The organism is Sagittula sp. P11 (assembly GCF_002814095.1).
Taxonomy (GTDB): domain Bacteria; phylum Pseudomonadota; class Alphaproteobacteria; order Rhodobacterales; family Rhodobacteraceae; genus Sagittula.
This window is the reverse complement of the sequence record NZ_CP021917.1, coordinates 82,611-96,895: the sequence shown is the minus strand read 5'-3', so window position 1 is coordinate 96,895 and position 14,285 is coordinate 82,611. Positions and strand designations below refer to the sequence as shown.

General features: G+C 66.3%; 13 protein-coding genes. 5 read left to right on the top strand and 8 right to left on the bottom strand.

The annotated features are described in order from the left end of the window. Window positions 1-203: 203 nt before the first annotated feature. The 4 genes from CDO87_RS26125 (at window position 204) to CDO87_RS26110 (ending at window position 5,086) form a co-directional block, all read left to right on the top strand. Window positions 204-1,283 carry an ABC transporter ATP-binding protein gene (locus tag CDO87_RS26125; RefSeq protein ID WP_100931575.1) on the top strand — a complete coding sequence of 360 codons (1,080 nt, stop codon included), beginning with the start codon at window positions 204-206 and terminating at the stop codon, window positions 1,281-1,283. After that, window positions 1,280-3,055, top strand: coding sequence for an ABC transporter permease subunit (locus tag CDO87_RS26120; RefSeq protein ID WP_100931559.1), 1,776 nt, complete (start codon window positions 1,280-1,282; stop codon window positions 3,053-3,055). The genes CDO87_RS26125 and CDO87_RS26120 overlap by 4 nt, the downstream gene beginning before the upstream one ends. Window positions 3,056-3,102: 47 nt before the next feature. After that, entirely contained in the window at window positions 3,103-4,188 is a 1,086-nt protein-coding gene (locus CDO87_RS26115; RefSeq protein WP_100931558.1) for an extracellular solute-binding protein, read from the top strand. Window positions 4,189-4,318: 130 nt separating this feature from the next. Beyond that, on the top strand, window positions 4,319-5,086 hold the full coding sequence (locus CDO87_RS26110) for an IclR family transcriptional regulator (protein WP_100931574.1): 768 nt from the start codon (window positions 4,319-4,321) through the stop codon (window positions 5,084-5,086). Between the two features lie 166 nt (window positions 5,087-5,252). Here CDO87_RS26110 and CDO87_RS26105 read toward each other — a convergent pair whose 3' ends face one another. Then, the gene (locus CDO87_RS26105) at window positions 5,253-6,470 is read right to left on the bottom strand and encodes an aminotransferase class V-fold PLP-dependent enzyme (RefSeq protein ID WP_100931557.1); all 1,218 of its coding nucleotides are present in this window, start codon (window positions 6,468-6,470) and stop codon (window positions 5,253-5,255) included. Window positions 6,471-6,538: 68 nt separating this feature from the next. Between CDO87_RS26105 and CDO87_RS26100 the strand changes: the two genes are divergently transcribed. Then, window positions 6,539-7,321: an IclR family transcriptional regulator gene (locus CDO87_RS26100; protein ID WP_254698524.1), complete on the top strand. Its 783-nt coding sequence runs from the start codon at window positions 6,539-6,541 to the stop codon at window positions 7,319-7,321. On the opposite strand, the gene CDO87_RS26095 is transcribed toward CDO87_RS26100, so the two are convergent. Genes CDO87_RS26095 through CDO87_RS26065 form a run of 7 tightly spaced genes read right to left on the bottom strand, consistent with a single transcriptional unit; the run spans window position 7,312 to window position 14,247 of the window. Further along, entirely contained in the window at window positions 7,312-7,833 is a 522-nt protein-coding gene (locus tag CDO87_RS26095) for a RidA family protein (protein WP_100931555.1), read from the bottom strand. The genes CDO87_RS26100 and CDO87_RS26095 overlap by 10 nt on opposite strands. Continuing rightward, complete coding sequence (locus CDO87_RS26090; protein WP_100931554.1) at window positions 7,823-8,782, bottom strand: ABC transporter ATP-binding protein; 960 nt, start codon at window positions 8,780-8,782, stop codon at window positions 7,823-7,825. The genes CDO87_RS26095 and CDO87_RS26090 overlap by 11 nt, the downstream gene beginning before the upstream one ends. Further along, window positions 8,779-9,774 (bottom strand): ABC transporter ATP-binding protein, encoded by a 996-nt coding sequence (locus CDO87_RS26085; protein ID WP_100931553.1) that lies wholly within the window; start codon window positions 9,772-9,774, stop codon window positions 8,779-8,781. Before CDO87_RS26085 ends, CDO87_RS26090 begins: the two co-directional genes overlap by 4 nt. Continuing rightward, window positions 9,771-10,886: an amidohydrolase/deacetylase family metallohydrolase gene (locus tag CDO87_RS26080; protein ID WP_100931552.1), complete on the bottom strand. Its 1,116-nt coding sequence runs from the start codon at window positions 10,884-10,886 to the stop codon at window positions 9,771-9,773. The genes CDO87_RS26085 and CDO87_RS26080 overlap by 4 nt, the downstream gene beginning before the upstream one ends. Window positions 10,887-10,889: 3 nt before the next feature. Continuing rightward, on the bottom strand, window positions 10,890-11,750 hold the full coding sequence (locus CDO87_RS26075) for an ABC transporter permease (RefSeq protein ID WP_100931551.1): 861 nt from the start codon (window positions 11,748-11,750) through the stop codon (window positions 10,890-10,892). Next, a complete protein-coding gene (locus tag CDO87_RS26070) occupies window positions 11,750-12,691 on the bottom strand; it encodes an ABC transporter permease (protein WP_100931550.1) in 942 nt (313 codons plus the stop codon). The genes CDO87_RS26075 and CDO87_RS26070 overlap by 1 nt, the downstream gene beginning before the upstream one ends. 56 nt (window positions 12,692-12,747) lie before the next feature. Continuing rightward, window positions 12,748-14,247, bottom strand: coding sequence for an ABC transporter substrate-binding protein (locus CDO87_RS26065; protein ID WP_100931549.1), 1,500 nt, complete (start codon window positions 14,245-14,247; stop codon window positions 12,748-12,750). Window positions 14,248-14,285: the final 38 nt, after the last annotated feature.

Below are 14,285 nucleotides of genomic sequence, written 5' to 3'. Positions count from 1 at the left end.
GGCCTCAGGTGGCGTGTCAATGGCCCGGAACATGCCGTCTCCCCCCGAAATCTTGGCCTGAAATCAGACATTGACAGATCGAGAATCCGAACGAATGATATTCGGCAATACAATGTTCTATAATTTGGAACACGGAGGAGGTGAAGGTGACCCTGGCTCAGCAGGAAGAAATCGCGGCTCTCGACCCGCCGGCGGCAGGACCCATGAGTTCAAGCGCAATCGGATCCAGCATCTCCATCCGCGAGGTGACCAAGCGATACGGGGCCTTCACGGCAGCGGACCGTATTTCCCTCGACATCGAGCCGGGGGAATTCGTGACGCTCCTCGGCCCCTCCGGCAGCGGCAAGACCACGCTGCTGAACCTCCTTGCCGGGTTCCAGTCGATCGACAGCGGCGGGATCGTCGTCGACGGCAAGCCGATCCATGGCGTGCCGGTGCACAAGCGCGGCTTCGGCATGGTCTTCCAGAGCTACGCGCTGTTCCCGAACATGACCGTCGCCCAGAACGTGGCCTTCCCGATGCGGATGGCGGGCGTGAACCGCGCCGAGAGCGATCGCCGCGTGGCCGAGACGCTGGACATGATGCGCCTGTCCGAACACGCGTCCAAACAGCCCTCCGAGATGTCGGGCGGGCAGCAGCAGCGTGTCGCCATCGCCCGCGCCATCGTGATGCGGCCGAAGGTCGTGCTGATGGACGAGCCGCTGAGCGCGCTGGATCGCCGCCTGCGCGAAGAGATCCAGATCGAGATCCGCGCCCTGCACCAGGCCATCGGCAGCACGTTCCTCTTCGTGACCCACGACCAGAGCGAGGCGCTGACCATGTCGGATCGCATCGCGGTGATGGAGCAGGGCAAGATCGTGCAGGTCGCTTCGCCGGAAGAGATCTATCGCCGCCCGCGCAACCGCTTCGTCGCGGGCTTCGTCGGTGAAAGCAACCTGATCGAGGCCGAGATCCTGCGCCGCGAAGGGGGCGCCCTGACGCTGCGGACCCGCACCGGTCACCAGTTCCGCGCGGAATCGCGGGATGAGGTCACGGGCCGCAATGTCACCGTGCTCGTGCGGCCGGAACGTCTGCGCCTGACCGACACCGCGGGGCCGGGCACGATCCCCGCGCGGGTCGTCTCGGCGCTGTTTCTGGGCGAGGTTCTGCGGATCGAGATCGAACTGGACAGCGGCGAATTGCTGCTGGTGCGGTGCCCTGACCGCGCGGGCCATGCCCTGCCGGCAATCGGCAGCGTGCAGCATGTCAGCTGGGGCGCCGAAGACGGCTGGGTGATCGCATGACCGATCTTTCCGCCTCTGCCTTTCCGCGCCGCCCGGTCGCCGAGCGGGTGAAGGCGCGGCTGACCGACCCTGCCATGCTGCTGGTCCCGGCCTTGGCCTTCCTGGGCTTCATGTACCTGATGCCGCTTGTCGACCTGGTGCGGACCAGTGTCGAAGGCGCGCCCTGGTGGGCCGACCTTGCCCGGGTCTTCTCGACGCCGCTCTATCTCGACTCGCTCGTGCGCACGATGCGTATCGCCTTCACCGTGGCGCTGCTTTGCGCGATCTTCGGATTGCCCGCGGCGCTGCTGATCCAGCGGACCAAGGGGATCACCCAGGTTCTCGTCGCGACGGCGATCATCCTGCCGTATTTCATCGCCATCCTGATCCGCACATACGCCTGGATGGTGCTGCTGGGACGGAACGGCCCGATCAACAAGTTCGCGGTCTGGATCGGCGCCTTCGACGAGCCGCTGGGACTGCTGTTCAACCGGGGCAGCGTTCTCCTGGGGATGTCGGCGGTGCTTCTGCCGATCATGGTGCTGAGCATCTATTCCAGCCTGTCGCGCCTCGACCCTGCGCTGCTGCGTGCGGCGCTGGCGAACGGGGCGGGACCATTGGCCGCCTTCTGGCGCGTGCTTCTGCCGCTGACCCTGCCCGGGATCGGGGCGGGCTTCCTGCTGGTCTTTGTCCAGGCGCTGGGATTCTTCATCACGCCGACCCTGCTGGGTGGGCCCGGCGACATGATGTTCGCCATGCATATCACGCAGCAGGCAGACACGATCACCGGCGAAGGTTTCCTGCAAGCGTTGGCCGTGGTGCTTCTGGTCATCACGCTGATCACGGTGGCCGTCGCGGGCCGGTTCCTTGGCTTCGAGTTCATCTGGGGCGGCAACCGTCAGCCCGCACCGAAGCTCAAGCACATCCGCACCCCCGGGAAACGCCCCGGCGGTCTGCGGGCAACCGCCGCCGACCGCATCGGCTGGCCGGTCCTGCGCCTGATGGGGCATCTGAATGCGCGCTGGGGGGCCTGGACCGTCCGGATCGTAGGCGGCCTGATCGTGGCGACGCTGGTCCTGCCGATTGTCGTGGTCATGATCATCTCGTTCAGCAAGGCCAGCTACCTGACCTTCCCGCCACCCGACTATTCGCTGCGCTGGTACGAGAAGTTCTTCTCCGACCGCAACTGGATGTCGGCCTTCTGGAACTCCCTCGGGATCGCGGTGATCTCGGCCGGGATCTCGGTCACGCTGGGCGCGGCCGCGGCCATGGGGATCGTCCGCAGCACGATCCGGCACAAGTCGACCCTGATGCTGCTGCTTGTCAGCCCGATGATCGTGCCGCCCGTGGTGCTGGGCCTGTCGCTCTACAGCCTGTTCCTGAAGTTCGACATGGTGGGCACCTACTGGGGCCTTGCCGCCGCGCATTCGATCAACGGCATTCCCATCGTGGTGGTGATCGTCGCGGCCTCGCTGCAGGGCGTCGACCGCCAGCTCGAACAGAGCGCCGCGGTGCATGGCGCCTCTCCTCTGACGGTGTTCCGCACCGTGACGCTCCCGGCCATCGCGCCGGGGATCGGGGCGGCGGTGTTCTTTGCCTTCCTGCATTCCTTCGACGAGCTGGTCCTGACGCTGTTCCTGTCCAGCCCGCGGATGAAGACCCTGCCGCTGATGCTTTGGGGGGACATCAACTACCAGCTCAACCCGGTCCTCGCCGTGGTCTCGACCCTCGAGGTCCTGCTGGTGGTCGGCGGCATCATCCTGGCGCGCCCGGTTCTGACCCGGGCCCGCTGAAGACCGACAACGACAAGACCATAACGATCAATGAAGGAGGAGAAGACATGACTGGTAACAACTGGAGACGGACGGGCGCCTCGGCGCTGGCGATCACGGCCCTGCTGGGGGTCTCTGTCCAGACCGCCGCGGCGGACGAGGTGATCATGCAGGACCCCGGCGGCAGCTACGGCGACGCCCTGCGCTCGGTGATGTACGACAGCTTCGAGGACGAGACCGGCATCGACGTGATCACCGTTCAGGAAGCCCGCTCCGGCCCGCGGATCAAGGCGCAGGTCGAAGCCGGCAAGGCGGAATGGGACCTGACCTTCATCTTCGACCAGGAAACCAAGCTGCTGGGCGACTGCTGCCTTGCCGACATCGACTATGACGCGCTCTCCGACGAGGCGAAGGAAACGCTGGCGACGATGCCGGACAACCTCAAGCGTCCCAAGGGCGTGGCGCTGCAGGTCATCGGTGTCGGGCTGGTCTACAACACCGACGTCTACAGCGGCGAAAACGTGCCCGACAGCTGGGCGGACTTCTGGGACGTCGAAGCCTTCCCGGGCAAGCGCTGCATGCCCGCATGGCCGCGTTTCAACATGGAAGCGGCGCTGATGGCCGATGGCGTGGCGAAGGAAGACCTCTATCCGCTCGACATGGACAGGGCGCTCGCCAAGCTGGAGGAAATCAAGCCGCATGTGACCAAGTGGTGGACCACATCGGCACAGTCGCCGCAGCTTCTGCTGGATGGCGAAGCGGACATGTGCATGGCCTACACCGGCTCGACCTCGATCCTCGCCCTCGAAGGCGCACCGATCGAAGTGGAGTGGAACGAGGGTTTCGTGTACTACGACTTCTTCTCGATCCCGAAGGGCGCTCCGAACTACGAGAACGCGCTGAAGCTGCTGTCCTGGCGGCTTGATGCGGAACGTGCGGCGGAACTGACCTCGACCTACCCGGTCGCGCTGCCCTCTTCTCTGGTCTACGAAAAAGCGGACCCGGAGATCAGCCGCTACTGGGCCAACCGTCCCGAGAACATGGAGAAGGCCATCGAGTGGAGCCCGGAATACTGGGGCGCCGCGTCGGGTCACGGCGACATGACCAACGAGGAATACGGCCAGGAACAGCTGAACGCGCTGCTTGCGCAGTAGGCAAAGGCCAAGGCAATAGGGCGGCCGCGGGTGAAACTGCGGCCGTTGCCTTGCAAGCCCGCCTGCTGGCATGGTGCTGCGGACCGGACACCTGCCCGACAGGGACCGGCCAGAAGACGAAGTGGGGGACATGGACAAGGCATTCATCAAGGGGCTTCGGCTGATCGAGGCACTGGCCTACAGCGACGGACCGCGCGGCGTGACGGAACTGGCTGCAGAGCTTGAGCTGACCAAGAGCAACGTCCACAGGCTCCTGACCACGCTGTCCATGCACGGCTACGTGCGGCAGGATCCCAGGCATTCCGGCTACGAGCTGACGACCAAGATCTGGGAACTCGGCAGCCAGGTGATCCGTCGCATCGACCTGACCAGTGTCGCACGTCCCGCCATGGAACGGCTGGCCGCGCTGACTGGCGAGACGGTGCACCTGTCGACCCTCGACGAGACCGATGTCGTCTACCTCGACAAGATCGAAAGCAGCCATCACATCCGGGCGCATACCCACGTCGGGCAAAGGGCGCCCGCCTACACCATGGCGACCGGCAAGGCGATGCTGGCCCAGATGCCGGATTCCTACCTTGAACGCTTCCGCTACAAGCTGGAGGCATTCACCCCGACCACCATCACCACGATGGACGCGCTGTACCGCTCCGTCGACGAGGTGAGGCGCGCTGGATTTGCGCAGGTCCCGCACGGAGAATGGCGCGAGGGCATCGCGGCCTGCGCCTGCGCCGTTCTCGGCCCGCAGGGCGATCTTGCGGGCGCGGTCGGCGTGTCCGGCCCGGATCTGCGCATGACCCAAGAGAAGCTTGACGCCTTCGCCCCCCATGTCGTGGAGGCCGCCCGCAAGATCTCGGCAGCATTGGGCTACATCGAACCGGACCGGTCGACGAATTGAACGAAGGGTGACCCGCGGCCCATGGCCATTGGCAAACCGCAATGTCGAAGGTCTAAACCCTGATTAAATACCCCTTTGGTCATTCTTCGGCATGGCGCGTATTTCGACACGCCATGCCTCCGCCGCCGTCACATGCGGAGACCGCCAGCGGCTGTCCGCGATCGGCTCAGGAGAGCCAGTCCAGGTAGGACTGCGTGCCGCCGTTGCGCGTGTCCGAATATGCGGCGCGCGCATCGATTGCCGACGCTTCTTCCGGGGCCGACAGGACGCGGGTCAGCGCATCGCGCACCAGCTCGGCCTGGCCCGGCGTGAGGTTGCAGGGATCGAGGTCGAAATAGCCTTTCTCGACTTCGTGCCCCCGAACCACGATGGGCGGATCGAGCCGGCCGAAGGCCACCGCGAACTGTGCGGCCGAGGCGCCCGCCTTTGCAGGATCGACAAAGACCCGCAGCCGTTCGAGCGGGTTGTCGGTGGGATCCGGCAGGGGCAGGGCTGTGATGCCGGGCAGGGCGCAGGCCGCCTGCCACATCTCCAGCGCCCGGGTTTCCTCGGCCCGCACCGCGGCATGGTCGCGCTCCAGCCATTGCTCCATCGCGGCGATGGCGCCGGCGATGCTCTCCTTGCCGATCTTCATCCCGCGCCCGATCCCGATGTTCTGCAGGTAGGCCGCGCGCACCAGATCCCGCCGCCCGGCCACGATGCCCGAGGTCGGCCCGCCGAGGAACTTGTGCCCGGAGTAGATCGCGATGTCCGCCCCCTTGGCCAGCATCCCGGTCAGGTCGTATTCGGAGGCCGCATCGACGATCACCGGGACGCCCTTTGCGTGGCAGATCTCCACGAAGCGGTCGAGCGGCATCATCCCGTAATCGACCACGTGATGCGAGACGACGTAAAGCGCGGCACAGGCGCCTTCGAGCGCAGCTTCGAGCTGGTAATCGCGGGTCAGGGTCGATTGCCCGACGATATGCAGCTTGCCGCCAGCCAGTGCCACGGCCTGCGCCACCGGCGCACCGTATTCGCACAGATGCCCCATCTGCACCGCCACGCCATTGTCCGGGCCCGGCTCCAGCGGCAGCGCCTCGACCTTCGCCGGGTCAAGGCCGGTCAGGCACCCGGCGATGGCAAGCGTGATCCCGGCGCTGGCGGAGGCCGTCAGGAAACCCGCCTCGGCACCGGTCAGCCGTGCGATCACCTCGGACGCCCGCGCCTGCAATTCGTGCATCTTGACGAAGCGGGGCATGACCGCCGCCGTAGCCTCGGCCACCCTCTTGCTCGTCACGGAACCGCCGAGCGAAGTCATCGTCCCCGAGACATTGACCACGCGGCCCAGCCCGTTGGCATCGTGCCAGCTCCAGTCCACCCCGTATTCTTCGTTCTTCCGCATGGGACACCCTTTCAGCTTGCGCAGTATTCCATAGTTATGATTTATGATCCCCAATCATGGAGATCCGTATGAGCGACACGCCCGAACCCCGCCGCACACGCACCAGCGGCCTCGACCGCGCGCTGCAGATCCTCGACATCCTGACCGAGCGGCACGGGCCGATGACGGGCTACGAGCTGGCGAAAGCCAGCGGCGCGCCGCCCTCGACGGTCTACAAGATCGTGGACGAACTGATCGAGCGGGCGATGCTGACGCGCACCTCGGACGATCGCGTCTGGCTCGGGCCGCGGCTGATGCGTTACGGGCTGACCTACCGCGCCCGGATGAACGCGTTTGGCGAAGCGGAACGGGCGATGTTCGCGCTGAACGAACGCGTGCGCGAGATGGTCCAGATCTGCGCCCGCGACGAGGGCATGATGCAGGTCGTGGCCATGGCAGAAGGCTCCGCCGGACCTTTCCGCGTCACCTCCGACGTCGGCACCCGGGTGCCGCTGAACTGGACGGCCTCCGGGCGGCTCCTGATCGGGCACCTGCCCGACGCGAAGCGGCTCGAGGTGTTCCGTGCCTGCGCGCGGCCGTCGTCCACCGGGCTTGCCGAAACCGACCCGCAGCGCCTGTCGGAGATCAGCCGCAAGGACTTCCTCGACGGCCTCTCGGTGCAGATCGACACGTCGGAAGACCAGGTCGCCTGCATCGCCGCGCCGATCCGGGACTTCGACGGCGAATGCCGGCTGACCCTCTCCGTGGTGATGCCCAAGCACCGGGTGGAAGAGAAGTTCGAGATGGTGGCCCGCGAAGTGCGGGCGGCGGCCCGGGACGTCGAAAAGGCGCTTGGCCTGCGTCACGGCTGACCCTGCTCGGGGGCCAGTTCGAAGATCGCCTCAACCTCGACCGTGATGCGGTTGGGCAGAGATCCCACGCCGAAAGCGGAGCGCGAATGCACGCCCGAGGCGCCGAAAACCTCGCCAAGCAGGTCCGATGCGCCGTCGATCACGAAGGGATGGCGTTCGAAATCCGGATCGGCATTCACCATGCCGAGCAGTTTCACCACACCCTTGACCCGGTCGAGCGAACCCAGGTGGTCGCGCAACGCGGCGAGAATGTTGATGGCGACGAGGCGGGCATGGGTCCGCGCCTCCTCAGCCGTGACTTCGGAGCCGACCTTGCCGCGCCGGAGCGTCCCGTCCGCCTCCACCGGGCCCTGGCCCGATACATAGATGAGCCCCGCCGCCACGCGCACATTGGTGAAGGCGCCGATGGGCGTAGGTGCACGCGAAGGCAGGCCGAGGTTCAGGCTGTGCAGACGCGCTTCCGGTGTCTCCGCGCCCGGGGTTTCAGAGAGGGTGGCGGGTTCACTGGACATGTCGTACCTCGGGAATCTTGCAATAGGTCAGGTGATCTGGGGCGAGCGCATGGGCCTCGGGCGTTCCGCGCGCGCAGCTCTCTTCGGCAAAGGCACAGCGCGTGCGGAAGACGCAGCCAGAGGGCGGCGAGAGCGGGCTCGGGATATCGCCCTGCAGTGCCACGCGGTCGCGCGGCGCGCGCGGATCGGGCAGCGGGATCGCGGAATTGAGCGCGCGGGTATAGGGATGGCCGGAGGCGCGGTGCACGTCGGTGACCGGACCCACCTCCATCAGCCGCCCGAGATACATCACCGCCACTTGGTCGCAGAGGTAATTCACCACGGACAGGTCGTGGGCGATGAACAGCATGGTCAGGTTGCGCTTTTCCCGCAGGTCGAGCAGCAGGTTCAGCACCTGCGCCTGGATCGAGACGTCGAGCGCAGAGACGCTTTCGTCGGCCACGATGAACTCCGGTTCGAGCGCGAGCGTGCGGGCAAGGCCGATGCGCTGGCGCTGACCGCCGGAAAAGGCATGCGGATAGCGGTCCATGTGGTCGGGTGACAGGCCGACCTCTTCCAGCAGGGCCGCCACACGGTCGCGCCGTTCGCGCCGGGTGCCGATATCGAAGGCCTTCAGCCCTTCGGCAACGAGGTCGCCGACCTTGAGGCGCGGGTTGAGGGAGGACACAGGGTCCTGGAAGATGATCTGCATCCGGCGGCGCATCTCGCGCATCTCGCGCGGGGGCAGGGCGGTGATGTCCTGCCCGTCAAAGATCACCTGCCCGGAGGTCGGTTCCACAAGGCGCAGCAATGTCCGGCCCAGCGTGGTCTTGCCGGAACCGCTCTCGCCGACGAGGCCCATGATCGCGCCCTTCGGGATGTCCAGCGACACGTCCTCGACCGCGTGGACGGTGCCGGAGCCGGTCTGGAACCGCTTCGTGAGGTTGCGCAGGCTGACAAGCGGGCTCATGCGGCTTCTCCCGCGTGGTCGAAGATGCAGGCGGACCGGTGGCCGGGGGCCTTGGTCTCCAGCGGGACCGGCGACATGCAGGCGTCCTGGGCAAAGGCGCAGCGCGGCGCAAAGGCACAGCCGGGCGGACGGGCGGAGAGCGGCGGCACGGAACCGGGGATCGGCACGAGACGGTCCTGAACCCTCGGATCCGGGTGCGGGATCGAGTGCAGCAGCCCTTGCGTATAAGGATGGCGCGGCGCATCGAAGAGCGCATCCACGCCCGCCTGTTCGACCACCGTGCCGGAGTACATGACGGCCACCTCGTCCGCCATCTCCGCAACGACGCCCATGTCGTGGGTGATGAACAGGATCGTCATGTCCATGTCCTTCTGCAGGCGTCGCATCAGGTCGAGGATCTGCGCCTGGATCGTCACGTCGAGCGCGGTGGTCGGCTCATCCGCGATCAGCAGCGCCGGGTTGCAGATCATCGCCATGGCGATCATCACGCGCTGCCGCATCCCGCCCGAAAGCTCGTGCGCGTAGGAATCCACCCGCTGCGCCGCGCCGGGGATCTCCACGAGGTCCAGCATCTCGATGGTCCGCTTGCGGATCGCCTTGCTGTCGAGATCCTCGTGCAGAAGCAGCATCTCCCCCACCTGGTCGCCGACGGTGAACAGCGGGTTGAGCGAGCTCATCGGCTCCTGGAAGATCATCGACATGCCGGGACCGCGCAGGGCCCGACGCTCTGCCTGGCTCAGCGTGTTCAGATCGTGGTTCACCCCGTCCCGCGTGGTGAACCGCATGTCGCCCGACACGACCCGGCCCGAGGGCGGCAGCAACCCCATCAGCGCCAGCGAGGTCACCGACTTGCCCGAACCGCTTTCGCCCACCAGCGCCAGCGTCTGCCCCCGCGCGAGGCTGAAGCTGACGTCGCGCAGGGCGGTCAGTTCGCGGCGCCCCTTGCCGAAGGCGACGGTGAGCCCGTCGACAGTCAGGATCGGTTCGGTCATGGGAGCCTGCGCGCCGCCTGCTGGAAATCGCAGCCCAGCACGGTGCCGCGCGGTTCGAAGACCTTGTCCATCACCATGGCATTGCCCTGGCTGTCCAGCACGTCGATGGCGCAGTCCTCGAGGTCGAAGACGGTGAAGTCCGCGCGCATTCCCGGGTTCAAACCGTCCTTGCCGGACAGGCCCAGCACGGACCGCGGCGCGTTGGTCGAGGCCTCGATCACGTCGTCGAACGGCAGACCCACCGCCAGCAGTTTCGAAAGCGTCGTCGCCATGTCGTAGACCGGGCTCGCCATCGAATGCTTGTGCAGGTCGGTCGAGATCGAGAAGGGCCGCAGGCCGTCGGCGATGGAGTCGCGCGCGGTCTTGAAGTTGAACGACGCGCCGCCGTGGCCGATGTCCATGAGGATGCCGCGCGCCGCGAGGTCCTGCGCCATGCGGAACAGCGCCTCGGTGTCGCGGATCGACCCGGCGGGCTTGCCGTTGAAACAGTGGGTGACGATGTCGCCGGGCGAGAGGATCTCGAACACCTCGTCGATCAGCGGGGGCGGCTCGCCCACGTGCACCATGAGCGGCAGGTTGGTCATCTCGGCCACGCGCTTGGCGATCTTGGCGGGGGTGATGCCCCAGCTGCCGACGATGACGCCCGACGCGCGCACCTTGATACCGCAGATCACGTCGCGGTTGGCCTCGATCACCTCCAGCGTCCGGTCGATGTCGATCGACCGCCAGTCGATCAGTTCCGGCACGCGGTTGCAGGCGACAAGCCCGATGGAGCCGATGTTGAGGAAGGCCTTGATGGTCTCGGACTGCGGCTCGATCACGTATTCGCGCAGCCCGTGGAAGCTCGCCTCGCCCGCCGACCCTGCGTCGGCCATGGCGGTGACGCCGGTGGGGCGGCCGGCCTCCGACGCGCGGATGGAGATGTCCGTGCCACCGTGCCAGACGTGCACGTGCAGGTCGCACCAGCCCGGCGAGAGATACGCGCCGTTCAGGTCGAGCACCTCGGCGTCAGCAATGGCAGAAGCCGCCACGGTGCCGTCATCGGCGACGTGGATCGCCTCCGGCACCCGGTCGAAACCGGTGGCCCGGAAGTTGGTCAGGGTGAGCGCCATAAGTCAGGTCTCCTTGGCAAGTCTGGGATCGAGCGCATCGCGCAGGCCGTCTCCGACGATCTGGAGCGACAGGACGGAAAGCGCGATGGCGATGCCCGGGAAGAGGATGAGGAAGAAGGCGTTGTCGATGAACTGCCGCCCTTCGTTGACCATGATGCCCCAGGTCGGCGTCTTGGGATCGACACCAACGCCGAGGAAGCTGAGGCCCGCCTCTGCCAGCATGGCATAGGCGAAGATGAAGGTGGCCTGCACGAGGATCGGCGAGAGGATGTTGCGCAGCACGTGGGTCAGCATGATCGCGGGCGTCCCGGTGCCAAGGGCGCGGGCCGCCTCCACGAAGGGCAGTTCGCGGATGACGAGGGTGGAGGCCCGCACGATACGGGCGATGCGCGGCGTGTAGACGACGGAGAGCGCGAGGATGACGTTGCCCATGGTGCCGCCGAAGATCGCCACGAGCGACAGCGCAAGCAGGATGTCGGGGAAGGCCATCATCGCGTCGATCAGCCGGGACAGCGCGGTGTCCAGCTTGCGGAAGAACCCGGCGACAAGCCCTAGGATCACGCCAAGCAGCGTGGACAGGACCGCGACACCGAGGCCGATCATGAGCGAGGTCTGGCCGGCGACAAGCAGCCGGCCCAGCAGATCGCGTCCGAAGGCATCGGCGCCAAGGACGTATCCGCCGGTACCGGGCGCCGAGAGACGGCTGCGCACGGACATGCCGCCGATCTCGGTGATCCCCAGCGTGGGCAAAAGGAAACAGGCAAGCACGATCAGGACGAACACCACCAGCGCACCCATGACGGAGGGACGCGCCGAGAGTTGCCGCATGAGGCCCGGGGGCGCTTCGGAGAGGGAACCGCTCATCAGTATTTCACCCGTTTGTCGACGACGAGGTAAAGAAGATCGGTGGCGAGGTTCACCAGCACATAAAGCGCCGCGACCACGATCAGCGTCCCCTGGATCACCGGGTAGTCGCGCCGCAGCACCGCGTTGACCACGAGATTGCCCATGCCCGGCAGGTTGAACACCCGTTCCGTCACCACGGCGCCGGACACCAGCAGCGCAAAGGTCAGGCCGACCACGGTGATGATGGGGATGCCCGCGTTCTTCAGCGCGTGACGCAGGACCACGCGACGTTCGGTCATGCCCTTGGCGCGGGCGGTGCGCACGTAGTCCTCGCCCAGGATGTCCAGCATCGAGGCACGGGTGAACCGCAGGATAAGCGCGGAATTGGTGATGCCGAGCGTGATGGCAGGCAGGACCAGGTGGCCCATGCGCGTTGCGAAATCCGCCTCCGGTCCGCCATAGCCCGAGACCGGGAACCAGCCGAGGTCGGTCGCCAGGAACCGCTGGAACAGCAGGCCGGTCAGGAAGGACGGGACCGAGGCCGCAAGCATGGCAGACGTCACCGATATCTGGTCCCCGGCCGACCCGCGCCGGTAGGCGGCCCAGATGCCGATGGGTGCCGCGATGACCAGCGCCACCACGAGGGAGAAAAGCGCGAGGAAGATCGACGGCTCCGCACGGTCGGCCAGCACCTGCACCACCGGCTGATCGAAGAACAGAGAGGTGCCGAGGTCGCCCTGCACGGCGTTGGCGAGGAAGGTGAAGTATTGCACCGTGATCGGACGGTCGAGGCCAAGCCGGACGCGCAGGTCGTCGACTTCCTCGGGCGTGGCATCGGGGCCGAGCATGAGGCTTGCCGGATCGCCCGGGGCGAGGCGGACGAGCACGAAGGCGATGGTGAGCACGAGAAAGATCACCACGATCATGCCTGCGAAGCGGTTGGCCAGATATCTGCGCATGTGTTCTTGTTCCGGCTGGAATGGCCGGCCCCGCAAGGGACCGGCCGATTGTCAGGTCACTCGGCCATCTTCGCGTTCCAGAAGGCCGGCCACGGCGAGGGCGCGACGCCTTCCAGACCCGCGGCCTTGCCCTGCAGCGCGTTGAAGTTGCCGACCTTGATCAGGCCCACGTCTTCCAGCACGATCTGCTGCAGCTCTGCAAAGACTGCCTTGCGCTTCTCCGGATCGCTTTCCGAGGTGAAGCGGTCGAGGATCGCGTTCTTCTCCGGGTTGTTCCAGCCCTCACGCGCGGTGGCGAAGAAGGAGGAGGTCAGCGCCGGTTCCGGCAGGAAGGGCGAGTGGGTGATGTAGATGTCCCACAGGTCCGGGTTGTCGCGGTTCTGCGCCAGCGTCGCCCAGTCCACGACGTCCATCTGGACCGTGAAGCCAGCCATCTCAAGCGCCATGCGGGCGACTTCGGCCATCTGGTAGTGGAACTCGTACTGGCGCGAGGTCAGGATGCGCAGCGGCGTACCGTCATAGCCCGCCTCTTCGAGGTAACCCTTGGCCTTCTCCTGGTCGTTCTGGTTGTACAGCTCAACACCGGCATCCGACCGCCACGCCCAGCCCTCGGGGTACATCGCGCCATCGGTCTGGAAGAACTTCTCGTCGCCGAAGGCGGCAAAGAGCATGTCGTCGAAGGGCAGGGCGGCCTGCACGGCCTTGCGGATCGTGAGGTCCGTCATCAGGCCTTTCTTGTGGTTGATCGCAAAGACCGGCCAGCCGAAGGGCTCCAGCAGCACCGGCTCCGCGCCTTCCGACTCCGCGATGCGGTCGTAGGCCTCGGTCGACAGCCCGTCGGCATAGGCAAACTGCCCGGAGAGCAGACCCTCGACCCGGGTGTTGCCGTCCGGCACCGGGATGAAGCGGATCTCGTCCGGCGTCTGCGCGCGCTCGGCGGCCCCGGTCGGCTGGGTGTAGCCGTCAAAGCGGACAAGCTGGGTGTACTGGTCGGGCTGATGCGCCTCCAGCTTGTAGGGGCCGGTGCCGATCACGGTCTCGATCTCGGGCGCGATGATCTCTTCGGGGTAGATCGCGGCAGCGGAGTTCGAGAAGGCCAGCAGCGACATCAAGGGCGCATAGGGCGTCGAGAGCGTCAGGGTGATCTCGTTCGGTCCGGTCGCCTCGACGGAAGAGACCTTGTCGGCGATGCCCTTGCCCCGGCTCGCCACTTCGAGCCAGCGGTCGAGCGACGCCTTCACGTCGGCGCTGTCCATGGAAGACCCGTCGTGGAAGGTCACGCCTTCGCGCAGCGGGATCACGTAGGTCAGGCCGTCCTCGCTGATCTCCGGCATGTCGGCGGCCAGCAGAGGCACGACCGACCATGTGTCGTCGAAGGTAAAGAGCGTTTCCACGAAGTGCTGCGTGACGATGCTGACGACGTCCTTCGTGGACACCATCGGATCGAATGTATCCGGCTCGCCGATGATGGCCACATCGAGCGTCTCGGCGCTCAGCGGCGCGGCAAGAAGCGCCGTGGCAGCGGCGGTCAGGAAGAGTCTGGAACGGTGGATCATGACGTTTTTCCCTGGGTTGTTTGATTTGTTCTTGTCCC